General features: G+C 72.0%; 23 protein-coding genes. 16 read left to right on the forward strand and 7 right to left on the reverse strand.

Features of this window, described 5'->3' with window-relative positions; translation table 11 throughout:
- Nucleotides 1–3 precede the first annotated feature (3 nt).
- The 5 genes from ACFVXJ_RS02110 to ACFVXJ_RS02130 all read left to right on the forward strand — a co-directional run bounded on the left by ACFVXJ_RS02110 (nt 4) and on the right by ACFVXJ_RS02130 (nt 4046).
- Nucleotides 4–477 carry a Clp protease N-terminal domain-containing protein gene (locus ACFVXJ_RS02110; protein ID WP_389657129.1) on the forward strand — a complete coding sequence of 158 codons (474 nt, stop codon included), beginning with the start codon at nt 4–6 and terminating at the stop codon, nt 475–477.
- 252 nt (nt 478–729) lie between these two features.
- Complete coding sequence (locus ACFVXJ_RS02115) at nt 730–1104, forward strand: VOC family protein (protein WP_389657132.1); 375 nt, start codon at nt 730–732, stop codon at nt 1102–1104.
- Nucleotides 1105–1387: 283 nt separating this feature from the next.
- Nucleotides 1388–2137, forward strand: coding sequence for a hypothetical protein (locus tag ACFVXJ_RS02120; protein ID WP_389657135.1), 750 nt, complete (start codon nt 1388–1390; stop codon nt 2135–2137).
- A 274-nt stretch (nt 2138–2411) separates the two neighbouring features.
- Nucleotides 2412–2897 carry a lamin tail domain-containing protein gene (locus ACFVXJ_RS02125; RefSeq protein ID WP_389657137.1) on the forward strand — a complete coding sequence of 162 codons (486 nt, stop codon included), beginning with the start codon at nt 2412–2414 and terminating at the stop codon, nt 2895–2897.
- A 213-nt stretch (nt 2898–3110) separates the two neighbouring features.
- Nucleotides 3111–4046: a D-alanyl-D-alanine carboxypeptidase family protein gene (locus ACFVXJ_RS02130; RefSeq protein ID WP_389658577.1), complete on the forward strand. Its 936-nt coding sequence runs from the start codon at nt 3111–3113 to the stop codon at nt 4044–4046.
- Nucleotides 4047–4167: 121 nt separating this feature from the next.
- Here the strand turns inward: ACFVXJ_RS02130 and ACFVXJ_RS02135 are convergent, their stop codons facing one another.
- Nucleotides 4168–4443, reverse strand: a complete 276-nt coding sequence (locus ACFVXJ_RS02135; protein WP_389657140.1) for a hypothetical protein — start codon at nt 4441–4443, stop codon at nt 4168–4170.
- 301 nt (nt 4444–4744) lie between these two features.
- Here ACFVXJ_RS02135 and ACFVXJ_RS02140 point away from each other — a divergent pair, with 301 nt between their 5' ends.
- From ACFVXJ_RS02140 to ACFVXJ_RS02175, 8 genes are all read left to right on the forward strand, one after another.
- Nucleotides 4745–5323 (forward strand): NADPH-dependent FMN reductase, encoded by a 579-nt coding sequence (locus ACFVXJ_RS02140; protein WP_389657143.1) that lies wholly within the window; start codon nt 4745–4747, stop codon nt 5321–5323.
- Nucleotides 5323–5937: a serine O-acetyltransferase EpsC gene (gene epsC, locus ACFVXJ_RS02145; protein ID WP_389657146.1), complete on the forward strand. Its 615-nt coding sequence runs from the start codon at nt 5323–5325 to the stop codon at nt 5935–5937. Before ACFVXJ_RS02140 ends, epsC begins: the two co-directional genes overlap by 1 nt.
- 143 nt (nt 5938–6080) lie before the next feature.
- Nucleotides 6081–7124, forward strand: coding sequence for a PLP-dependent cysteine synthase family protein (locus ACFVXJ_RS02150; RefSeq protein WP_389657149.1), 1044 nt, complete (start codon nt 6081–6083; stop codon nt 7122–7124).
- Nucleotides 7125–7284: 160 nt separating this feature from the next.
- Nucleotides 7285–8607, forward strand: a complete 1323-nt coding sequence (locus ACFVXJ_RS02155) for an MFS transporter (RefSeq protein WP_389657151.1) — start codon at nt 7285–7287, stop codon at nt 8605–8607.
- Nucleotides 8604–9878, forward strand: a complete 1275-nt coding sequence (locus ACFVXJ_RS02160; protein WP_389657154.1) for an ATP-grasp domain-containing protein — start codon at nt 8604–8606, stop codon at nt 9876–9878. The genes ACFVXJ_RS02155 and ACFVXJ_RS02160 overlap by 4 nt, the downstream gene beginning before the upstream one ends.
- Nucleotides 9875–11191: an ATP-grasp domain-containing protein gene (locus ACFVXJ_RS02165; protein WP_389657157.1), complete on the forward strand. Its 1317-nt coding sequence runs from the start codon at nt 9875–9877 to the stop codon at nt 11189–11191. The genes ACFVXJ_RS02160 and ACFVXJ_RS02165 overlap by 4 nt, the downstream gene beginning before the upstream one ends.
- Nucleotides 11188–12450, forward strand: coding sequence for an acetyl-CoA carboxylase biotin carboxylase subunit family protein (locus tag ACFVXJ_RS02170; RefSeq protein WP_389657160.1), 1263 nt, complete (start codon nt 11188–11190; stop codon nt 12448–12450). The genes ACFVXJ_RS02165 and ACFVXJ_RS02170 overlap by 4 nt, the downstream gene beginning before the upstream one ends.
- A gap of 141 nt (nt 12451–12591) precedes the next feature.
- Entirely contained in the window at nt 12592–13809 is a 1218-nt protein-coding gene (locus tag ACFVXJ_RS02175) for a phosphatidylserine/phosphatidylglycerophosphate/cardiolipin synthase family protein (protein ID WP_389657162.1), read from the forward strand.
- 57 nt (nt 13810–13866) lie between these two features.
- On the opposite strand, the gene ACFVXJ_RS02180 is transcribed toward ACFVXJ_RS02175, so the two are convergent.
- Both ACFVXJ_RS02180 and ACFVXJ_RS02185 read right to left on the reverse strand, forming a co-directional pair.
- Nucleotides 13867–14094 carry a hypothetical protein gene (locus ACFVXJ_RS02180; protein ID WP_389657165.1) on the reverse strand — a complete coding sequence of 76 codons (228 nt, stop codon included), beginning with the start codon at nt 14092–14094 and terminating at the stop codon, nt 13867–13869.
- 281 nt (nt 14095–14375) lie between these two features.
- The gene (locus ACFVXJ_RS02185; protein ID WP_389657168.1) at nt 14376–15893 is read right to left on the reverse strand and encodes a cellulose binding domain-containing protein; all 1518 of its coding nucleotides are present in this window, start codon (nt 15891–15893) and stop codon (nt 14376–14378) included.
- A gap of 250 nt (nt 15894–16143) precedes the next feature.
- Between ACFVXJ_RS02185 and ACFVXJ_RS02190 the strand changes: the two genes are divergently transcribed.
- Entirely contained in the window at nt 16144–16548 is a 405-nt protein-coding gene (locus tag ACFVXJ_RS02190) for a VOC family protein (protein WP_389657171.1), read from the forward strand.
- A gap of 136 nt (nt 16549–16684) precedes the next feature.
- A complete protein-coding gene (locus ACFVXJ_RS02195) occupies nt 16685–17173 on the forward strand; it encodes a hypothetical protein (RefSeq protein WP_389657174.1) in 489 nt (162 codons plus the stop codon).
- On the opposite strand, the gene ACFVXJ_RS02200 is transcribed toward ACFVXJ_RS02195, so the two are convergent.
- The 3 genes from ACFVXJ_RS02200 to ACFVXJ_RS02210 form a co-directional block, all read right to left on the reverse strand.
- On the reverse strand, nt 17157–18200 hold the full coding sequence (locus ACFVXJ_RS02200) for a cation diffusion facilitator family transporter (RefSeq protein WP_389657177.1): 1044 nt from the start codon (nt 18198–18200) through the stop codon (nt 17157–17159). The genes ACFVXJ_RS02195 and ACFVXJ_RS02200 overlap by 17 nt on opposite strands.
- Nucleotides 18197–18688 (reverse strand): hemerythrin domain-containing protein, encoded by a 492-nt coding sequence (locus ACFVXJ_RS02205; protein ID WP_389657180.1) that lies wholly within the window; start codon nt 18686–18688, stop codon nt 18197–18199. The genes ACFVXJ_RS02200 and ACFVXJ_RS02205 overlap by 4 nt, the downstream gene beginning before the upstream one ends.
- A gap of 183 nt (nt 18689–18871) precedes the next feature.
- Nucleotides 18872–19285 carry a Fur family transcriptional regulator gene (locus ACFVXJ_RS02210; protein WP_389657183.1) on the reverse strand — a complete coding sequence of 138 codons (414 nt, stop codon included), beginning with the start codon at nt 19283–19285 and terminating at the stop codon, nt 18872–18874.
- 395 nt (nt 19286–19680) lie between these two features.
- Here ACFVXJ_RS02210 and katG point away from each other — a divergent pair, with 395 nt between their 5' ends.
- Nucleotides 19681–21912 carry a catalase/peroxidase HPI gene (gene katG, locus ACFVXJ_RS02215; RefSeq protein WP_389657187.1) on the forward strand — a complete coding sequence of 744 codons (2232 nt, stop codon included), beginning with the start codon at nt 19681–19683 and terminating at the stop codon, nt 21910–21912.
- A gap of 73 nt (nt 21913–21985) precedes the next feature.
- On the opposite strand, the gene ACFVXJ_RS02220 is transcribed toward katG, so the two are convergent.
- Nucleotides 21986–22594, reverse strand: coding sequence for a LysE family translocator (locus tag ACFVXJ_RS02220; protein WP_389657190.1), 609 nt, complete (start codon nt 22592–22594; stop codon nt 21986–21988).
- Nucleotides 22595–22671: the final 77 nt, after the last annotated feature.

Genomic DNA, 22671 nt, shown 5'->3' on the forward strand with positions numbered 1-22671 from the left:
ACGGTGTTCGAGAAGTTCACAGCGGGTGCCCGCACGGCCGTCACCCACGCATTGGAGGAAGCCCGGCTGCGCGGTGATCGCCGCGTCGGGACCGAGCACCTCCTCCTGGGCGTCCTCCACGAGCCCGGCTCGCCCGCCGTCCGGTGTCTCGGCGTCGGCCTCGACGACGCGCGGAGCGCACTCGCGGACCTGGACCGGTCGGCGCTGGCCGCGATCGGGATCGACGTCCGGGGTGTGGACCGGCCGCCCGTCCCCGCCTCGCGCAAGCGCACGCCCTTCACCTCCGGGGCCCGCTCGGTCCTGCCGCGCGCCCTCGGGGAGGTGAAGAGGACCGGCGGACGACGCCTCGGCGAGGAGCACCTACTGCTCGCGCTCCTCGCCGGTGAACGCACCGACCCGGTGGCGGAGTTGCTGGACCGGCTCGGCGTCGACCGCTCGGCCGCCCGCGAACGCCTCCGCGGAATGGACGCCGCCTAGAGCCGGTGCCACCCACTGACCTGCAGTGCGGCGGACGCCCCGACAACCCGGTTGTCGCGGCCGGTTGGCTCACATAAGATCGCCGACGTGAACACCGGACCGGCGATACGCCACACACGGACGGGCTACCCGGTGGAGGACTGATCCCTCCGCGGGTGCCGAGAAGGCACCCCCACGGTTCGGCACGCGGACCTCCTCGCGCTCCCGCGCGAGCGTTCCCTTTTCCGTGCCGAACACACCGAGGCCAACCGCATGACAGTCACGTTCAACCACACCATCATCGCCGCCGAGGATCGCGAGGAGTCGGCCCGCTTCTTCCGCGAGCTGCTGGAGCTTCCCGAGGCGCCGTCCTGGGGCCCGTTCACCAACATCCGGCTCCCCGACGGGGTGCTGCTCCAGTTCGCGGAGCCGCCGGTGGAGATCCAGATGCAGCACTACGCGTTCCTGGTCGACGACGAGCTGTTCGACCGGGCGTACCGCCGGCTCCGCGACCGCGACATCGAGCACTGGGCCGACCCCCACATGCGCCGCCCCGGCGAGACCAACACCGAGCACGGGGGCCGGGGCGTGTACTTCAAGGACCCCGCGGGTCACGCCATCGAGTTGCTCACCCGTCCGTACCTGTAGCCCGTGACCGGCAGCCCCCTGCCGGTGGCCGATCACCCGTCCGGCCGTCACTCCATGGCGGCCGGACGGCGCTTGCGTTCCTCCTGCGACCCGTCTTCCATGCGTGTCAGGAACACCCGGATGCGACCCGAAGGGTCCTGGGGACGGCTGCGCGGTCGCCGCGGAACACGTCCGTCGGCGGTTGGCGGAGCCCGGCTCCGGCCGCCCGGGGCAGGCGGCGGCCGCCCCTTTCCCCGGCCGTGTGATCATGGCCCGTCGGCACACCGCGCCTCATGGGGGGACCATGCGCACCCGGACCACCACTGCCACCACTGCCACCATCGGCGCCACCGCCGCCGCCGCGAGGGGCCTCGTCGCCGCACTCGCGGCCCTGCTCCTCCTCTCCGCTTGCACCGCACCGGGCGAGCCGCGGCACGGGGGCGCCGGCACGTCGACTCCCCCGCCCACACAGAGCGGCGGGTCCGCGAACGAGGGGTACCAGGGGCCCCGGCCACAGGACCAGAACCTGCTGGCCTGGACCGGTGACCCCAATGACGCGGGGCACGTCACCGCGCAGTCGGCCGCCGGGGTCGGCGGCCGGATCACCCTCGTACGGATCGTCCTGCGGGAGCGGATCACCTGGTCGAACATCTGGCTGGGGCTGGCCGGAGTCGACCAGAACGCCCAGCTCGCCAACTGCTACCTCGGCGTGTACGACGGCGCGGGCACCCTGCGCGGGGCGACCTCGGACATCTCTCCCCAGCTGATGGGCGAGGCGGTCGCCAAGCCGCTGCCCCTCGGCAACCCGTTCACCGCCGCCCCCGGGACCTACTTCATCGCCCTGCTGCTCAACGGCAACTGGGCGACCAACGCCCTCACCCTGAAATCCACGGGGGCGGGCATCTCGGTCAACGCCGGTCTGACGCCGCCGCAGCTCCGGTACAGCACCGTCCTGACCGGCCAGACCGCCTTGCCCGCGACCGTGAACCTCGCCGAGCAGTCCACCGGCATCATCAACACCGGCTGGGGCAGCCAGTGGTACGGGATCTCCTGAGCCGGTCGAGCGCCCCGTCCGGCGCACGGAGCAGTACGGGTACACATGTCCGAAGAACGGCCGGGGACCAGGCATTTCCCGGCTCTCGGCCGTGCCCCTTTGGCAAAGGGACAGTTACCGACATGTCTGTATTAGGCAACACGAGGCGATTTCGTGCCGTCCGGCCGCGTATGTGAGCCAAAGTATGGCTTCTCGGCCACATGCCGAGAACCGCTCGCAGCCCGCCCGGCTTGTTCGCACCCGGGGCGGGCCAACGTTGGAAGGGGCCATTGCCATGTCTGCTTCTCTCACTCCCCGCCGCCTCGTCGCCGCGTTCCTGGCCGCCGGCGCCCTGGTCGGCGCCGCCGCCCTGCCGGCCACCGCCGCCGGTGACCACGGGAACGGCCGCCACCTGCGCTCCGCGGTCGTCATCGGCTCCGTCCAGCACGAGAGCCACGCTCGCAACGATCGTTCCAACCACGCGCTGAACCAGGAATGGGTCGAGGTGAAGAACACCGGCCGACACGGGGTCGACCTGCGCGGCTACACCCTCACCGACCAGCAGGGCAACCGCTACCGCTTCGCGGGCCTGCGCCTGGCGGGCGGCCACAGCGTCAAGGTCCACACCGGTCAGGGCCGCAACACGCACACCGACGTCTACCAGAACCGCAGCCGGCAGATCTGGGACGCGCGCGACACCGCGACCCTGCGCGACGACCGCGGCCGTGTCATCGACACCGAGTCCTGGGGCGGCCGCCAGGGCCGCGGTCACCACAGCTGACCCAACCCGACCCGTCCGACCCGTCCGACCCATCCGCCCGTCACGTCTCTCGCCGACCGTGACGTGACCACCTCCCGGTACGGCGTGCCGCGGGATTCCGCCCGCGGCACGCCGTATCCGTGTGCCCGCGAGTAGGATCCCGCACGGGCGGGGACACCTCTGCGGCTCCTCCCTGCGGACCGACCGGACCGGTCACAGAGGGGAATTGACGTGATATCGACTCTGCCGCGCCGCACGCGGGGCGCCCTCGCCGTCACCATCGCCACCGGCGCCCTGCTCACCGTCTCCACGCCGGCCCGGGCGGCCGCGGCTCCGCCGGTCTCCGCCGCCGGCGCGTTCCTGATGGACGGCACCACCGGGGCGACGCTCAGCTCCAAGGCCGCCGACACCAAGCGCCAGATGGCGAGCACCACGAAGATCATGACGACGGTGGTGGTCACCACCCAGCCGAACCTGGACCTGGACCAGAGGGTCACCGTCAAGCAGGAGTACCTGGACTACGTGGTCCGCGAGGGCGCGAGCTCGGCCCACCTCAAGGCCGGCGCCCGACCGACGGTCCGTCAACTGCTGTACGCGTTGATGCTGCCGTCGGGCTGTGACGCGGCGTACGCGCTCGCCGACACCTTCGGTACGGGCGCGACCACGAAGGCCCGCACGGCGAGCTTCATCGCGAAGATGAACGCCAAGGCGAAGTCGTTGGGCCTGGGCAACACCGTGTACGACTCCTTCGACGGCATCTCGCCGACGGGCAACAACCTCACCACCCCGCGCGACCTCGCGAAGCTCACCAAATACGCGATGGGCGGCAGCACGTTCCGGACGCTGGTGAAGACCACGTCCATCAGCACCGGCGCCACCTCCACCAGCGCGACGTGGTCGAACAGCAACCTGCTGATCCAGCCGCGCCCGACCGGGTACGCGTACCCGGGTGCGATCGGTGTCAAAACCGGCACCGGCACGGCGGCGGGCAAGTGCCTCGTCTTCTCCGTGACCCGCAACGGCAAGACGATCATCGGTGTGCTGTTGAACGACGAGGAGCGGTACGCGGACTCGATGGCGCTCTCCGACTGGGCCTTGGGCCCGGCCGCCGGTTCCAAGACCGCCCTCCGGCGCAGCGCCACGGAGCCGATCCCGGACGTCCTCGACTGACGGCGCCACGGGACGGCGCCCACGGCCGCGCTGACGCCGGCGAACGTGCCGACGTGAAGAGACGACGACGTGAGGCGGATACCCCGTATCCGCCTCACGTGCGAGAGGGGTCGGGTCGGGGTCAGCGGTCGTCGAGTCGGGCGCTGACCAGGTACGCCGCCTCCTCCGACAGCCGTGTGCGCCGCTCCTCCTGCGACTCGGCGCCCAGCGCGAGGCGCAACGCCAGTTCGGTGCGCAGCATCGTCGTCCGGGGCACCGGAACCCGCTGCCCGGGCTTCTCCGTGAACGGCTGTAGTTCCACCGCGGCCGCTTGCGCCTCGTCCGAGCCGCTGCGTCGCAGGGACAGGAACACACGGGCGAGCCAGTCGGCGGGAATCGTCACCATGGAATCGGTCATGCCCCTGCAACGATCGAAACCCCTCACAGGTCAGTCCCTTCCGGCGGGAGCCGGAGCGGTAGTGCAGGGGCGCTCCTGAGGTCCTCCATCGCGGCGCGAGTCGCGATCGAGGCCGGCAACAGTCGGGGCTGGGACCGTGTCGAAGACGACGCGGACCGGAGCCACCCCGGGCCGGGGGCACTGCGGTGCCGCTGCCGACGGCGCTCTCCCGTCCGTGCGTTCGGCCCGACCGTCGGGGCCGCGACAAGAGGGGTCCGGGAAACCGCGGGCGAACGTTCCGGACCGAGGAGAGGGGTTTGATGTGGCCAAGATCGTTCTGGTATCCGGCAGCACGCGCCGGGACTCGCTGAACACCGCTGTGCTGACGACCGTGCGCCACATCCTGGCGGAGCTGCCCGGTGACCACGAAGCCGTGACGCTGTCCGTGGCCGGACTGCCGTTCTACGAGGCCGGTCTGGAGCATGCCGACGGCTCACCCGAGGTACGCGCGGCCAAGGAACAGGTCGCCGGCGCGGACGCGCTGTTCATCAGCACCCCCTCCTACAACGGCGAGATGCCCGGCGCGCTCAAGAACGCGCTGGACTGGCTGTCCCGGCCGGGCGGCCGGAGCCCGCTCACCGGCAAGGTGACGGCCGTGACCAGCGCCTCCCCCGGAGCACGCGGCGGGATCGACGCGCAGCCCGGCCTGGTCGGCGTACTCGGTCGCTGCGGCGCCCGGGTCGTCGAGCACGAGCCGGTCGCCCTCGGCGGCGCCCGCCCGCCGGCCGGCGCGGACGGCCGCTACACGGACCCGGACATCGTGGGCCGCCTGGAAAGCCTGACCCGCGCCGTCCTCACCGAACTCAGCCGGCTCGACGAGCGGGCCGAGGTGCTGGTCTGATGGCGACGACCGACCGACCCGGCCTCCTGCGGATCATGAAGGAAGACCTGGACGTGGTGGTGGCCCGCGACCCGTCCATGCGCAACCGCCGCGAAGCCCTCCTGCACGCGGCGCTGCCCGCCCTGTGGGCCCACCGGATCGCGCACCGGCTGCACCGGCGCGGCCTGCGGTTCCTCGCACGGACCATCGCCTGGTACGCCCGCCGCGGCACCGCCGTGGAGATCCACCCCGGCGCGGTGCTCGGCCGGCGGGTGTTCATCGACCACGGCGCGGCCGTCGTGATCGGCGAGACCGCCGTGATCGGGGACGACGTGACCATCTACCACCAGGTCACGCTGGGCGCGGTGGGCTGGTGGAGCGACAACGACCGGCCCGCGGGGGAACGGCGCCATCCCGTGGTGGGCCACCACGTCGTGCTCGGTACGAACGCGACCGTGCTGGGCCCCGTCACCATCGGCGACCACGCCGTCATCGGAGCGCAGGCCCTGGTCAACAAGGACGTGCCGCCGGGAGCACGGGTCCTCGCCGCGACCGCCGTGATCAAGGCGGTCGGCAAGGCTCCGCAGCCCATGGAGGACCTGTACGCCGTCACCGCCTCGGCCGGCTCCTGGTAGTCCGCGCCCTTCCCGTCCCGCGGATCCCGCACCGACCGGCGGGTTCCCCCCGCGCGGACCGTACCGCGACCGTACCGGCGCACGACGCGCCGTACGACCGACCGACACACATCGCCCCACCGAACGACTTGTGAGGAACAGACGTGGAAAGCCGCCGGAAGCGCAACATAGCCGACAGCATCGAGGACTTGATCGGCTCGACCCCACTGATCCGCCTGCGCTTCGACGACACGGCCCCGGGCACCGAGGTGCTCGCGAAACTGGAATCGGCCAACCCGATGTCCACCAGCAAGGACCGGGCCGCCCTGTACATGCTGCGCGCCGCGGAACTGCGCGGTGACCTGAGCCCGGGCAACGGCACCGTCATCGAGGCGACGTCAGGCAACACCGGCATCTCGCTGGCCGCGCTCTGCGCCGCCCGCGGCTACCGCTGCGTGATCGTGCTGCCCGACAGCGCCACCGCCGAGCGGGTGTCGCTGCTCAAGGCGCTGGGCGCGGAGGTGGTGCAGACCCCGCGCGACAGCGGCTACGCCGGTGCGATCACCAAGGCCGAGGAACTGCACGCGGCGACGCCGGGCTCCTGGTTCCCCTGCCAGCACGACAACCCCGACAACGTCCGGGCCCACTACGAGACCACCGGTCCGGAGATCTGGACCGACACCGCGGGCCGCATCGACGTCCTGGTCTGCGGTGTGGGCACGGGCGGCACCCTCAGCGGCATCGCGCGGTACCTGAAGGAACAGAATCCGGGGATCCGCGTCGTCGCGGTCGAGCCGGAGAACTCCCCCGTGCTGTCCCAGGGCGTCGGCGGCCTGCACCGGATTCCGGGTCTCAACGGCGGCTTCGTCGCCCCCACCACCGATGTCGATCTGATCGACAGTGTCGTCACGGTCTCCGACGAGGACGCCATGCGCGCCGCCCGCGCCCTCGCCCGCCGCCAGGGCGTCTTCGCCGGGGTCTCCTCCGGTGCCGTCGCCCACGCCTGCGCCCGGCTGGCCGCGCACCCCGACTACATCGGGGCCACGATCGTCACGGTCCTCCCCGATACGGGCGAGCGCTACCTCAGCCTGTGGAGCGAGAGCGACGCGCCCGCCGCCCGCGCCGTCGAACAGCCCGTGACCCGGCCCGGCGAGCAGAGCGCCGCCCGAGCCGCCGAGCAGGCCGCCGCCCTCATCATCAAGCCCTGACCGAGCCCGACCGGGCCCACCGCGCCGTCGCACCGTCCGACGCCCGACTCCCCCACTCCGCAAAGGAATCCGACATGCCGGTGATCACCGTCGACTGGTGGCGGGGCAACGACCGTGCTCCGCGCGCCGAGCTGGTCCGCGCAACGACCGGAGGCCGATCATGAACTTCCGTGACCTGCACCCGAACATCAAGCTGAGGATGGGCGTCGGCTTCGTCCAACGGCTGCTCGGGATCATGCTGATGCCGCTGATGGTCATCCACCTGGCCACCCTGTACGGCGCCGCCGCGGCCGGCGTGCTCACCCTGATCGTCGCGGCGGCGGGCATCGCCAGCAACTTCCTCGGCGGCCACCTCGCCGACGTCCACGGCCGCAGGCCGCTGATGGTGGCGGGCGAGGTCGGGGCGGCCCTCACATTCGGGCTGCTCGCCCTGGCCAACTCGCCCTGGTGGCAGTCGGGAGCCGTGACGTTCGTCCTCTTCCTGCTCAACACCTGCCTGGCGAGCGCGGCCACTCCGGCGGCCGAGGCGATGATGATCGACGTCTCCACCCCGGAGAACCGGAACTTCGTCTACACGGTCAACTACTGGTCGATCAACCTGGCGTTCACCGCCGGCGCCCTCATCGGCGGCTTCTTCTACGGCGATCACTTCACCCTGCTGCTGACCGCCGCCGCGGTGCTCTCCGCGGCGACCGCCCTGGTCACCTGGTGGTGGATCGCGGAGAGCGCCCCGGAGTCCGCCAAGGAGCAGGCGGCCGGCATCCCGGCCATGCTCCGCGGCTACCTCGCGGTCTCCCGCGACCGGGTGTTCCTGCGGCTCCTGGCCGCGGCGACGTTCAGCCGGGCCATCGAGGTGCAGATCGGCTACTACATCGCCGTCCGGCTCGCCGACGACTTCCCCAAGCAGGCGCTGGCCGGCCTGGACCGCTGGTTCCCCGCGGTGGACGGCGTCGCGATGCTCGGCATCCTGCGGGCCGTCAACACCGCGCTGATCGTCGTGTTCGCGCTCTTCGCGGGCAGCATGTTCCGCCGACTGTCCGACCGGGTCCGGCTGTACGCGGGCCTCACCGTGTTCACGGCCGGCTACATGGTCCTCGCCGTCAGCAACAGCGGCTGGCTGCTGATCGCCGCCGCGGTCCTGCTGACGGTGGGCGAGATCGCCAACGTCCCGGTCAAGCAGGCGCTGCTGGCCGACCTCGTCGACCCGGCCGCCCGCACCAAGTACCTGGCCGCCTACGGCCTCAACGCCCGCGTCGGCCTGCTCATCGGCTCGCTCTGCGTGACCGTCGGAGCCTTCCTCTCCCCGGTCGGCATGAGCCTGCTGTACGCGGTCTTCGGCCTGGGCGCCATCCTCGTCTACCGCTCCCTGCTGCCGCTGCGCGAGGCTCGCCAGGCGGCGGTGGCCGCCGCGGAGCAGGACACCGCCGAAGCGGAACCGGCCCGGCCGGTCGCCGCCTCGGCCCCGAACGGAGCCACGTCATGACCCGTCCCCCGACCCCCGGCCACCTCCTGATGGTGATGCCGTACGAACAGCTCGTCCGCAAGGCGGTGGAGGCAGGCTTCCGGGTCTGGTCCATCTGGGACCCGGCGCTCAGGCCGGCCGCCTACCTCGACCAGGTCGCGGCCCACTCCGAGGAACTGGCCCTCGTCGACTTCGAGGACGAGGCCGCGCTCCGCGCGCTGGTGGCGCGGATGGCGAAGGAGCACGACGTCCGGCACGTCCTGCACCTGGGCAGCGAGTCCAGCATGGCCCCGGTGGTCGCCGAGGCCGAGGCCCTGGGCCTGTCGCCGAACAGCGCCGAATCCGTCCGGCTGCTCAACGACAAGAACGCGATGCGCCGGCTGCTCAACGCCAACGGCGTCTCCGTGGTCCGCGCCCGGGAAGCCGCGACGCTCGGCGAAGTGGAGCCGCTGCTCGCCGAGTTCGGCCTGCCGGCCGTGGTCAAGCCGGCCAACTCGGCGGGCAGCCGCGGGATCGGGCTCGTCCGCACGGCCCCGGACCTGGCGGAGTGGACCGAACGCGTCAAGTCGGCCGGAATCGAAGGCCCGTACATCATCGAGGACTTCCTGGAGGGCCCCGAGTTCAGCGTCGAGACGCTGACCGTCGGCGGCCGGCACGAGATCGTCGGGATCACGGCGAAGCAGACCAGTGGACCGCCCGGATTCGTGGAGACGGGGCACGTCCACCCGGCGCCGCTGCCCGCCGTCGACGCGGCCGCGATCCGTTCCACCGTGACCGCCCTGCTCGACCTGGCCGGCTACGCGTTCGGTCCGGCGCACACCGAGGTGATCCTCACTCCCGCGGGTCCGCGCATCGTGGAGTCGCAGGCCCGCCTCGGCGGCGACAAGATCCCGCTGCTCGTGGAGGTGGCCACCGGCCTCGATCTCGAAGCGGCGATCTTCCGGGCCCTGGCGGGCGAGGACGTCAGGACGCCCGCGCCCCGGCGCTACGCCTCCGTCGGCTTCTTCCGACTGCCCCCCGGGCGTCTGGAATCCGTGGCGGGTCTGGCGGAACTGTGCGCCGAGGAGCACGTGCACGGCGTGCACTTCCCCTACCGGCCCGGTGACGTCCTGCCGCGCACCACCGACTCCGGCACCCGGCACGGTTACGCGGTCGTCGACGCCGCGAGCCCCGCCGAGGCCGCCGAACGGATCGGGGCGGCCTTCGCCACGCTGCGCACCACGATCACCCCCAGCACCCCGAGCACCCCGAGCACCCCCAGCACCTCCGGCACGAAGGAAGCCCTGTCATGAGCGCGAGGACCGCGACGACCGCAGCCGCCCCACCCGTGACGCCTGCCGCCGAACGGACGATGCTGTTGGTCGGTGGAACCGACCAGCACCTCGAACGCGCGAAGGCCCTCGGGGTCCGCGTGGTGCTGCTCCAACACCCCGACAAGATCAACCCCTTCCAGACCGGGCTGGCCGACGTCCTGCTGATGGTCGACTACACCGACTGGGACACCGTACGGCCGCTGGCCGAGGCCGCCCGTGAGGTGTGGGGGTTCGACGTGATCGTCTCGCTCACCGAGGGCGGTCTCGACATGGCGGCCCGGCTCAACGACCACTTCGGCTTCCCGGGCACCCGGCCCGAGGTGAGCCGTCGGATGCGCGACAAATACCTGATGCGCCGCCACCTGGCGGAGCACGGCAGGCTCTCCATCCACTGGGACCGCGTCACCGACCGCGCCTCACTGGAGACCTTCGCCCTGAAGGCGGGCTTCCCCTTCATCGTCAAGCCGACGGACGCGACCGCGAGCTTCGGCCTGATCCGGGTCGGCGGCCCCGCCGACCTGGAGGCGGCGTGGCAGCGCGTCGAGGAACTGCGCGGCCGGCGCACCGACCGCGGCTCGACCCTGTTCACGGTGCGCGAGTTCCTGATGGAGTCCTACCTCGACGGCCCCGAGTTCAGCGTGGAGGGGTTCAGTTTCGGCGGTCGCCACGTGGTGGTCGCGGTGACCGAGAAGCTCGTCGACGACACGCACTTCGCGGAGCTGGGGCACGCCCTGCCCGCGCGGCTGACGCCGCAGGCGTACGACCGGGTGACCACCGCGGTCGCGGACTTCCTCGACACCATGGGCATCACCGACGGGCCGAGCCACACGGAGTTGCGCCTGACCTCGCGCGGACCCGTCGTCATCGAGTCCCACAACCGGGTCGGCGGCGGCCACATCAACGAACTCGTCGAGGCCGCCTACGGGATCGACCTGCTCTGGTACGGCGTCGCCTGGCCGCTGGGCCTGGTGGAGGAGTTGCCGGAACCCCCGATGGCCCGCGCGGGCGCCTGCACCCGCTTCGTGCTCCGCGATCCGGGAACGGTCACGGCCGTGTCGGGCGTGGCGGAGGTCGCGGCCCGACCGGACGTGCTGGCCGTGGAGGTCTCCGTACGCCCGGGCGACGAGGTCCGCCCGCTGCGGGACAACTGGGACCGGCTCGGCTTCGCCGCGGTGACGGCAGCCGACACCGATGCCGCCATCGCCCTGTGTGAACGGCTGACCTCGGAGATCCGCATCGACGTGACCCCCACGCAGGCGCCCGCCGCGCAGCTGATGGAGGTGGCGGCGTGACCGCGCTCGTCCTGCACCGGTTCCCGCTGGAGCCCTTCCCGTACGACCGGTGGCTGGCGGAGCTCGACGGCGGCGTGGTGCTGATCGCCGCCCGGGACAAGATCCTGGGAGGCCGCGAGCAGGTCCCCGACGGCCCCGGCGGCTACCGGCACCTGGAGATCATCGACACCTTCGACGACGAGGACCTCGTCGACCGGCTCGCCGTCGACCTGGTCCAGGAGTACGGGATCACGCACGTCATCGCCCACCACGAGGCGGACCTGATCCGGGCCGCTGCGCTCCGGGAGAAGTTCGGCCTGCCCGGCCAACTGCCCGACGAGGTGCTGCCCTTCCGGGACAAGGTGCTGATGAAGCGGAAGCTGGCGGCGGCGGGCATCGCCGTCGCCCCGCACACGCTGCCCGGGACGGCGCGGGAGGCGCGGGCCTTCGCCTCGGCGCACGGCCTGCCGCTCGTCTTCAAGGCGCGCGACGGCTTCGGCTCCGTCGGGCTGCGGATCGTACGGACCGCGGAGGAGCTGGAGGGGTACCTGGCCGAGTCCTTCACACCGGGCGCCGCGCCCCGCGAGGACCTGCTGCTGGAGGCGTACGTCCCGGGCCGGATGTGCCACGTGGACGGCGTGGTGGCGGGCGGCCGTACGGTCATGGCCTGGCCGTCGCAGTACCAGTACGAGCTGTCGTCTTTCCAGGCCGACAGCGGGGCCCGGGTGGACCTCACCCTGGACCCCTCCGACCCGCTGACGCCGCGGCTGCTGGAGCTGGCGGAGGAGGCGCTCGCGGCACTGGGCGGACCGGCCGACTTCGCCTTCCACGCGGAGGTGTTCCACACGCCCGACGACCGGCTGGTGGTCTGCGAGGTCGCGGCCCGACCGGCGGGGGCGCGGATCCGGGAGGTGCTGACCGCCGTCTTCGGGGTGCACCCCGTGGAGCTGGCGTCGCGGGCGCACACGGGCCTGCGGCTCGCCGGGCTCGGCGAGCGCCGCCCGGACGGCGCGTTCGGGCGGTTGGAACCGGTCCGGATGGCGGGACAGGTCCTGATGATGAAGCGACCGGGCACGGTGCGCGGCATCCCCGCGACGCCCGAGGAGCCGTGGGTGGAGTTCTACGGCGTCTTCGCGGAGCCGGGCGAGGTCCTCGCCGAGGCCGCCCTGTCCTCGGACTTCCTCGCCGCGGCGGTGCTGTCGGCGGCGACGCGGGAGGAGTGCGAGAAGCGACTGCGGGCGTTGGGCGCCCGGTTCGAGTCGGAGATCGTGATCGACTGAGCCGCGCGCGGGCCGCCCCGCGTCGGAACCGGCGCGCGGCCCGGCGCCACCGGCCCCTGCTCGACGGGGGCCGGTGGTCCTCCTCCATCGCACTGTTCGATAAGGTCCGGGGTCGCATGGGACCGATCGAGGAGTGCTTGTATGACCAGCGGAACGTCTTCGGTCCCCAGTCTCGCGACGGAGCCGGGTGTCGGGTTCGAGGGAGACGAGCGGATCACCCGTATCCGCAGGCGTCTGGAGCGGCTCATCGGCATCGCCGCTACCGAGGGCAACAGCGTGAGCCCGCTGCGCAACGGCGACGAGATCTTCGCCGCGATGCTCTCCGCGATCGAGGGAGCCCGCCACACGGTCGACATGATGACGTTCGTCTACTGGCGCGGGGACATCGCCCGCCGGTTCGCCGGGGCGCTGGCCGGCCGCGCCCGCGCCGGCCTGCGGGTGCGGCTGCTGCTGGACGGGTTCGGCAGCCGGCTCATAGAACCCGAGCTCCTGGCGGAGATGGACGCCGCGGGCGTCCAGGTCGCCTGGTTCCGCAAGCCCCTCTACCTGTCCCCGCTCAAGCAGAACCACCGCTGCCACCGCAAGGTGCTGGTGGTGGACGAGCGGACCGCCTTCACCGGCGGTGTCGGCATCGCGGAGGAGTGGTGCGGTGACGCCCGCAACGAACGGGAGTGGCGTGACACGCACGTGGAGGTGCGGGGCCCGGCGGTCGACGGCATCGCCGCCGCGTTCGCCCAGAACTGGGCGGAGTGTCACACGGAGCTGTTCGACGACCGGGACCGCTTCGTCGGCCACGAACCGGCGGGCGACGCGATCGTGCAGGTCGTGCGCGGTTCGGCCAGCTTCGGCTGGCAGGACATGCAGACCCTGATCCGCGTCGTCCTGGAGTCGGCCGAGGAGCGGGTGCGGCTGGCGACGGCGTACTTCGCGCCCGACACGTACTTCGTCGACCTGCTGTGCGCGACGGCGCGTCGCGGCGTGCGGGTCCAGATCCTGCTGCCCGGCCCGCACACCGACAAGCGGGTGTGCCGGCTGGCGGGTCAGCGCCACTACGAGGCGCTGACCGCCGCCGGAGTGGAGATCTTCGAGTACCAGCCGACCATGATGCACGCGAAGGTCATCACCATGGACGGCGTCGTGTCGCTGATCGGCTCCACCAATTTCAACCGGCGCTCCCTCGACCACGACGAGGAGGTCATGCTCGCCGTCATGGACCGGGGCTTCACCGCCGTGCTCGACGCGCACTACGACACCGACCTCGAGGTCAGTGACGCCATCCGTCCCGGCCGGTGGAAGAAGCGCCCGCTCGGGCAGCGCGCACGCGAGGCCGCAGTGGTGCCGATCCGCCGCTACCTCTGACGGGCACACCGCCGACCGCCGGCGCGGGCCGGGCAGTGCGCGCCGGATCGGACCCGGTCAGCCTCGGTCGGAGTCGCCGCCCCGCGCGTGGTCGCCGGAGCGCCGCTGGGCGCCGGTGCTCGGGGAGAGCGCGTCGGCCGCCTCTCCCGGCTCGCCGTCCGCGAGCTCGTCCTGGGGGCCGCGCTCGGCCCGTTCGGCTTCCCGTCGTGCTTCCTCGTCACCGGCCTCACCCGGAGCGTGGGACGGGGTGGTGCGCGGCGGCTCGTTCCGTTCGCGATCGGTCATGGTCGCATCCTTTCCTCTCCACCGGCCGGCGAGCGCGTCGGTGGGCGTAACCCCGCCTACCCGGTCGCGGGCGTCCCAAGCCGGTCGACGGAGTCCCGAGATCGCGTACGGACGCGTACGTCCCCTGAGCAGCCGTCCTGGTCGCGTCCCGGCTCACGGACGCCTGTACGCGCCGATCACCGTGATCGCGGTGGTCGTGGGCCTGGCGTACGCCGACCGGGCGGCCCGGCCCCGGCGGGCCGCCGACTTCGCGGGGCGGTCCGCCGGGGCCGGGCCGGGCGTCAGCCGCGCGCGGCGAACGCCTTCGTGAAGGCGAGCGGGGCCTGGGTGATCGAGGAGCAGGTGGGGTCGGCGAAGTTCTTCGCGCCGCCGGCGCACTGCCGGTCGCGGGCTCCGGACCACATCGCGAGCCGGCCGATGCCCTTGGAGCGGGCGAAGGTGGCCAGTTGCGTTGCGTCCTCGACCGTGAAGACCTCGGTGGCGACGTCGTTGACGCCGATCATCGGGGTCACGGCCACCGTCTTCCACGCCGCGGCGTCGGAGAGGCCGAGAACGCCCTTGATCTGCGCCTGGGTCGCGGTGGCGGCCTGGATGGCGTACCCGCCCATGTCCCCGGCGTACGCGGGTCCGTAGTCCATGGCCATGATGTTGACGGCGGAGATCGCCACCCCGCCCCGCCGGGCGTTGGCGAGCAGGTCGAGGCCCGCCTGGGTGAGGCCCTCGGGCATCACCGGGAGGGTGAAGGAGACGTCGAGTCCGGGGTGGCTCTTCTGCAACTGGGCTATGGCCTGCGCCCTGCGGGTATTCGCGGCCGTGTCGGGCAGGGCGCCGCCCTCGATGTCGAAGTCGACCTTCGTCAACCCGTACGCGTCGACGACCTTCCCGTAGGCGGCGGCGAGGCCGGTGGCGGAGTCGCACGCCAGGGCGAGCTCGGAGCCGGCGGCGCCGCCGAACGACACCCGTACGTCACCGCCCTTTGCGCGCAGCGCGGGGAGTTGGGAGGCGACGCGGTCGTCGCCGAGGGCGGTGGTCCCGCCCCACAGGGGGGTGCAGCCGCCGCCGGAGGTGACGAAGGCGAGGTTGAACTCCTTGACCCCGGTCGTCGCGGCGGTGTCCAGGAGGTCGTAGGCCGGGTAGAGCGAGGTGTCGACGTACGGCGCGAATCCGGCGGAAGTGGTGTTGCCGCCTCCCGTTCCGCCCCCGGTGCCGCCGGTGGGGGCCGATGTGGAAGGGGTCGGAGCGGTGGGCTTCGTCGTGTGCCCGGCCGTGGGGTGGGAGGTGGGTTCGGTGGACGGGGCCGGGGTCGGCGCGGCGGTGGGGCGCGTGGTCGGCCGCCCGCCGGGGGCCGGGGTGGAGCCGGTGCCCGGGGAACACTTCTCCTTGTTGATGAGGCAGCCCGTGGGATCGCCGGCGCCGCCGGTCGCGGAGGTGACGAACCCGACCGTCAGGGAGGCGCCGGGGGCGAGTCCCGCGGTGTCCCAGCGGGGCGGCTTGACCGTGACGTGCCGGCCGCTGACGCTCTGTTCGCCGTTCCAGAGGGAGGCGAGGGCGGTGCCCTCCGGCAGGTCGAATTCGAGGGTCCAGTCGCCCAGGGCCTTCCCCGTCCGGTTGGTGATGACGTACTGCCCGGTGTAACCGGTGGTCCAACTGCTCGACTTGGTGAACACCGCGCCGATCGAGGCCGCTTGGGCGGTACCGGTCAGGGCGACGGCGGTCGCGCCGACGGCCGCCGCGACGGCGAGGGCCGCCGCCGCCTTCGCCTTGGTGCTCGGGGTGCGGCGATGGGAATTGCCAGCCATGGAGGACCTGCTTCTGCGTGGGGATGAGGGATCGACCAGCACGCTAGCGACCACGAAACGGACAAACGTGCGGTTCGTGCCGCCGGCCGGAGAGCTTGAGACGGCCTTAAGGAAGAGATCGGGGACGGTTAATGACCGGACTGTCGGTGCCGGCCGGCAGGATCGACGGCATGACGACTGCGCTTCCCATCGACAGCGAACGGGCCGTCCGCGGCGGCGGAACGGGTGGTCCGGAGGCGGGCGGGGCCGGGTGAACCGGCCGACGCACGGCGCGCTGCACCACGTCGAGATCTGGGTGCCCGACCTCGCCCGGGCCGTGGACTCGTTCGGCCGGCTGTTGGCGGCCCTGGGGTACACGCCGTTCCAGAGCTGGAGCAACGGACGGAGTTGGCGGCTCGGCGCGGTCTACCTCGTCTTCGAGGAGTCGCCGGCCCTGACCGCCGTCCACCACGACCGTCGCCGCCCCGGGCTGAACCATCTGGCGTTCCACGTCGAGGACGCCGCGGCGGTGGACGAACTGGCGGCCGATGCGGTGCGACACGGCTGGCGGCTGATGTTCGGCGACCGGCACCCGTACGCCGGTGGCGCGGGGCACTACGCGGCCTACCTGGAGAACGAGGACGGCTTCGAGGTCGAACTGGTCGCGATCCCCTGATCCCGGCTCGGCGTCTGAATCCCGGCTCGCCGACCGATCCCGGCTCGGCGTCGTCACCCGGATGCGGGGTCCGCCCGCATGGGGGAAGCTGGCAGAGCGGCGACTGACCGCCGAGAGCGACGGGCGAGGAGGCCACGTGGACGGTTCAGGACACGGCGGGCGGGCCCGCGGGCGCCGGCCCGGAGCGCGGACGGCCGGCCTGCTCTGTACGGCGGCGGCTCTCGCGGCGACCGCCGTTCCGGCCTCCGCACGGCCGGCCCCCACCACGGTGGCCGATCCGCCGGCCGATCCGGTGGTGGTCGTCGACTGCTTCTCCAAGGCCCAGGTACGCCCCGAGGAGTACCTGCTGGCCTGCGGCGACGGCAACAACAACCTCGTCCGGCTCCGCTGGGAGACCTGGGGGCCGCGCGTCGCGACGGCTACGGGAACCGACATGGTCAACGACTGCCGCCCGTACTGCGCGGCGGGCCGCTTCCACGCCTATCCGGTGACCGTGACCCTCGGGAAGCCGGAACCGTGGCCCGACCGTCCCGGTGTGCGGCGCTTCACCACCATCCGGCTGCTCTACACCCACACCGCGCCGGCCCCGGTCCCCAAGGACGTGACCCTCAAGCTCGTCTACTGACCCCGGGGCCCGTGCGGCGGGCCGCCGCCGCGTCCGTGACGTCGAGGAACACCCGGTCGAGTTCGGGCCAGCGTTCCTGGAGTTCGGTGCGGACGCGGACCATCGCGTCCTCGACGGTCTCGCTGTCGTAGCCGGCCGTCAGGTCGATGCCGGCGGCCAGGAGCGCGGAGTCGGGCCCGAGGCGCATCGTGAGCAGGGATGTCACCGCGTCGATCTCCGGCTGGCCTTCGAGCAGGGCGCGGACCTCGCGCTGCAGGCCGGGGTCGACCGCCTCGCCGATCAGCTGGGTCCGGGCTTGCTTGCCGAGCACGTAGGCGACGTAGACCAGCAGGACGCCGATCAGGACGGAGGCGCCCGCCTCGTAGGCCACCTCGCCCGTCACCATGTGCAACGCCATGCCCGCCATGGCGAGGACGACGCCCAGGCAGGCCGTGCTGTCCTCCGCCAGGACGGTGCGGAGGGCGGGATCGCGCCCCGCCCGTACCTCCGCCGCCATGCCGCGCCCGGCGGCGCGTGCCGCGCGACGCACCTGGAGGACGGCCCGCATGAGGGAGACGCTTTCCGCGAGGAGCGCCACGAAGAGCACGATCAGGCCGATCACGTACCCGCTGTGCGATTCGTCGCCGCCGGAGCGGAAGGCCTCCACCCCTTGGAAGACCGAGAAGCAGCCGCCGGTGACGAAGATGCCGACGGCGGCGAGCAGCGACCAGAAGAAGCGTTCCTTGCCGTAGCCGAAGGGGTGGCGGGTGTCGGCGGGACGTCGGCTGCGCTTGACCGACGCGAGCAGGAAGACCTCGTTGATGGAGTCGGCGACGGAGTGCGCCGCCTCCGAGAGCAGGGCGGGTGAGCCGGCGATCACGCCACCGATGGCCTTGGCGACGCAGATGGCGAGGTTGGCCGCGAGGGCCACCCACACCGTGAGCCGCGTTTCGCCGTCCTGTCCGCCGCCCTGTCCGCCGGCCTGCCCGCCGCCCTGTTGCGCCGGGTGCTCGGGCCCGGTGGTCCGGGCGGTCCCGTCTGCGGTCATCCGCGTACCACGGCGCGTACGTTCTCGACGCTGCCGCAGTCCGCGGCCAGGTGCCGCTCGCGTGCACGCAGGAAGGCCGCCCCCAGTTCGGCGCGCCGTTCGTCGGGCACGCTCTCCCGGGCGCCGTTGAGGATCGTCCGCTCCTCCTCGTCGATGTGGTGGGAGACCGCCTTGGCCAGTTCCTCCAGGCGCTCGTCCCACTCGTCCGAACCGACCTCGGAGACTTCGAGCAACGCCAGCAGAGCCTCGTTCCCCTCGGCGTGCTCCTCGGAGCCGTGGTCCACCTCTTCGTCGTCGACCCCCTTGAACCGCTTGAGCGCGCCGTACACCTCGGCTTCCTCGGCCTCGCCGTGCGCGATGAGCAGCGCGGAGAACTCGCGCAGGGCGGCGGCCCGGTCGGCTTCCACGCTCCGCATCCGACGGAAGAGGTCCTCCATGCGCCGGTGGTCTTCGAGGATCACCGCGACGACGTCCTGTTCCACTGCCATTGGTCCACTCCTGCTCACTACGCGCCGTGTCGTCCGGGCCGCGGGGAGGGCGTCGCCGCCCCCTCCCGACCGCCGGGCCCGGCGGTCTGTCTCCGGTTGGTCACCTTCGGGGGTGCTCGCTGCGGGAGAATTCAAACGTGGCGGGTACCGGGCAGCGCCGGCCGGCCGCTCCGGCCGCAGCGCTCAGCCGGCGCAGGAGGGGCAGAGGCCGCGGTAGGTGACGTCGGCGCCGGAGAGGGTGAAGTCGAACCGCTCGTCGGCCGGGAGGTGGGTGAGCGGATCGCCGACGGGGTGGACATCGCGGATGAGGCCACAGCCCGAGCAGACCAAGTGCTGGTGCGGCCGACGGGCGTTGGGGTCGTAGCGTTTCGCGCGGCCGTCGGTGGAGACCTCCATGACCTCGCCCAGCGCGACGAGTTCGCCCAGGGCGTTGTAGACGGTGGCCCGGGAGATCTCCGGCAGGAGCCGTACCGCGCGGGCGTGCACCTCGTCGGCGGTGAGGTGGACGTGGTCGCCGTCGAGTACCTCCGCAACGACCCGTCGCTGGGCGGTCATTCGCCAACCACGGCCTCGCAGTCGTTCCAGCAGGTCACTCATGTCGGCTCACCCTTCTGGACCGGCCTTCCGGTCCGGCGGGACCCCTCGAATCCCGCTCGTGAAGGCGCGGAATCCGGTTGGATACGGGCTTGGTGTGCTTCTTGACTTGGATTGCGTCCATCGTAGGATCGGTTCCGTTGCCGGCCAAGGGACAGGAAGATTCCACAACGGCAGGAGACGAAGACGTGAGCGGCCACCGCCGGGGCACCGCGCGGCGGTGCCGACGTGCGCGTGGCGGCGGCCCCGCGTCCCCCTGCCGGAGACCCTCCGGACGGTGACCACCTCGGGTCGGGGCGACCGACGAGGCCGAGGCCGGCTACCGGGGGCCTGTGCCCCGCTTGATCGACCGCATGCACAACCGAGCACCACGATCCGCCTGGTCCGGAAGGATTCCCATGTCTGAGAACCATGATGCAATCGTCGTAGACGCCAAGACGGAAGGCGGAGGCGGCTGTCCCGTCGCTCACGAGCGCGCCCCGCACCCCACGCAGGGCGGCGGGAACCGCCAGTGGTGGCCGGAACGACTCAACCTGAAGATCCTCGCCAAGAACCCCGCCGTCGCCAACCCCCTCGGCGGGGACTTCGATTACCCGGCGGCCTTCGCCTCCCTCGACCTCGCCGCGGTGAAGCAGGACATCGCCGAGGTGCTGACGACCTCGCAGGACTGGTGGCCCGCCGACTTCGGCCACTACGGCCCCTTCATGATCCGCATGGCCTGGCACAGCGCGGGGACCTACCGCATCAGCGACGGACGCGGCGGCGCCGGTGCCGGGCAGCAGCGCTTCGCGCCGCTCAACAGCTGGCCGGACAACGGCAACCTCGACAAGGCCCGTCGTCTGCTGTGGCCGGTCAAGAAGAAGTACGGCCAGAGCCTGTCCTGGGCCGACCTCATGATCCTCGCCGGCAACGTCGCCCTGGAGTCGATGGGATTCGAGACCTTCGGCTTCGCCGGTGGCCGCGCGGACGTCTGGGAGCCCGACGAGGACGTCTACTGGGGTCCGGAGACCACCTGGCTCGGCGACGAGCGCTACACCGGGGACCGGGATCTGGAGAGCCCGCTCGGTGCGGTCCAGATGGGCCTGATCTACGTCAACCCCGAGGGTCCGAACGGAAACCCGGACCCTCTGGCAGCGGCCCGCGACATCCGCGAGACGTTCCGCCGGATGGCGATGAACGACGAGGAGACGGTCGCCCTGATCGCGGGTGGTCACACCTTCGGCAAGACCCACGGCGCCGGCCCCGCGGACCACGTCGGCGCCGACCCCGAGGCCGCCCCGCTGGAGGCGCAGGGCCTGGGCTGGAGCAACAGCTTCGGCACCGGCAAGGGCGGCGACGCCATCACCAGCGGTCTGGAGGGCATCTGGACGAACACCCCCATCACGTGGGACAACAGCTTCTTCGAGATCCTCTTCGGTTACGAGTGGGAGCTCTTCGAGAGCCCTGCCGGCGCGCACCAGTGGCGGCCGAAGGACGGCGCCGGGGCCGGTACCGTTCCCGACGCCCACGACGCGTCGAAGACCCACGCGCCGACGATGCTGACGACCGACCTCTCGCTCCGCTTCGATCCGGCCTACGAGCAGATCTCGCGCCGTTTCCTGGAGAACCCGGCCGAGTTCGCCGACGCGTTCGCCCGCGCCTGGTTCAAGCTGACCCACCGCGACATGGGCCCGAAGGTGCGCTACCTCGGCCCGGAGGTCCCGTCGGAGACGCTGCTGTGGCAGGACCCGCTGCCCGAGCTCGCGCACGAGCCGGTCGACGCGGCGGACATCGCCTCCCTCAAGGAGCGGGTCCTCGCCTCGGACCTGTCGGTGTCCGAGCTCGTCTCCACCGCGTGGGCGTCGGCGTCCTCGTTCCGCGGCAGCGACAAGCGCGGCGGCGCCAACGGCGCGCGCATCCGCCTCCAGCCGCAGAGCGGGTGGGAGGTCAACGAGCCCGACCAGCTGGCGGCGGTGCTGCGCACGCTGACGGGGATCCAGGAGTCCTTCAACTCCGCGCAGAGCGGCGGCAAGCGGATCTCGCTCGCCGACCTGATCGTCCTCGCGGGCGCGGCGGCCGTCGAGAAGGCCGCCGCGGACGCCGGCTTCGACGTCCGGGTGCCCTTCACCCCGGGCCGGGTGGACGCTTCGCAAGAGCAGACCGACGTCGAGTCGTTCGCCGCGCTGGAGCCGGCCGCCGACGGGTTCCGCAACTACCTCGGCAAGGGCAACCGGCTTCCGGCCGAATACCTGCTCATCGACAAGGCGAACCTGCTGAACCTGAGCGCTCCCGAGATGACGGCCCTGGTCGGCGGTCTGCGCGTGCTGGGCGCGAACCACCGACAGTCGCAGCTCGGTGTGCTCACCACGACCCCCGGCACCCTGACGAACGACTTCTTCGTCAACCTGCTCGACCTGGGCACGACGTGGTCGGCGACGTCCGGGGACGCGAACACCTTCGAGGGCCGCGACGCCGCCTCGGGCGAGGTCAAGTGGACCGGCAGCCGGGCCGACCTCGTCTTCGGTTCGAATTCGGAACTGCGGGCGCTCGCCGAGGTCTACGCGAGCGATGACGCGAAGGAGAAGTTCGTGAAGGACTTCGTCGCCGCGTGGGACAAGGTCATGAGCCTGGACCGGTTCGACCTCGTCTGACCGCCGGGTCGGGGCCGGCCCTACCCGGGCCGGCCCCGACGCGTATCCGGGACGGGTGAGGTGTGCCGCCCCGTCAGCGGGCGAAACCGAGCCCGAGGCCCAGGCCGACCAGCACGGAGCCGATCGCCCGGTTCAGCGCCTTCTGCGCCCGGAGCATCCGCTCGCGCAGCCGCTCGTTCGAGAAGAACAGCGCCACCGCGCCGAACCAGCCAAGGTGCGCCGCGGACATGAAGAGTCCGTAACCGGCCTGCTGCCACGCGGGCGTGTCCGCGTGCACGACCTGTGTGAAGGTCGAGACGACGAACAGCGTGGTCTTGGGGTTGAGCACATTGGTCAGGAACCCGGTCCGCAACGCGCCGAGCCGCGTCAGCCGCGGCTTCGACTCCAGGTCCACGGTGACCTCGCTCCGCGTGCGGAACGTACGGATGCCGATCCACACGAGGTACGCGGCGCCCGCCAGCTTGATCACCGTGAACAGGGCGGTGGAGGAGGCGATGAGCAGCCCGACGCCGAGCATCGTGTACGAGACGTGCACCAGTACGCCCGCCGCGACGCCCGCGGCCGCGAACAGTCCCGTGGGGCGCCCGTAGAGATAGCTGTTGCGGACGACCATGGCGAAGTCGGCGCCCGGACTGATGACGGCGAGAAGGGTGATGACTGCGACTGCGATCACTTCTGTCATGGAGGCATGCTCACCCGCCGCCTCCCGGCGATCAAGCCACGACCACGGCACGGACAGCCGGCGGGCCGGCCCCAACC

Source organism: Streptomyces sp. NPDC058279, assembly GCF_042881255.1.
Lineage (GTDB): Bacteria > Actinomycetota > Actinomycetes > Streptomycetales > Streptomycetaceae > Streptomyces.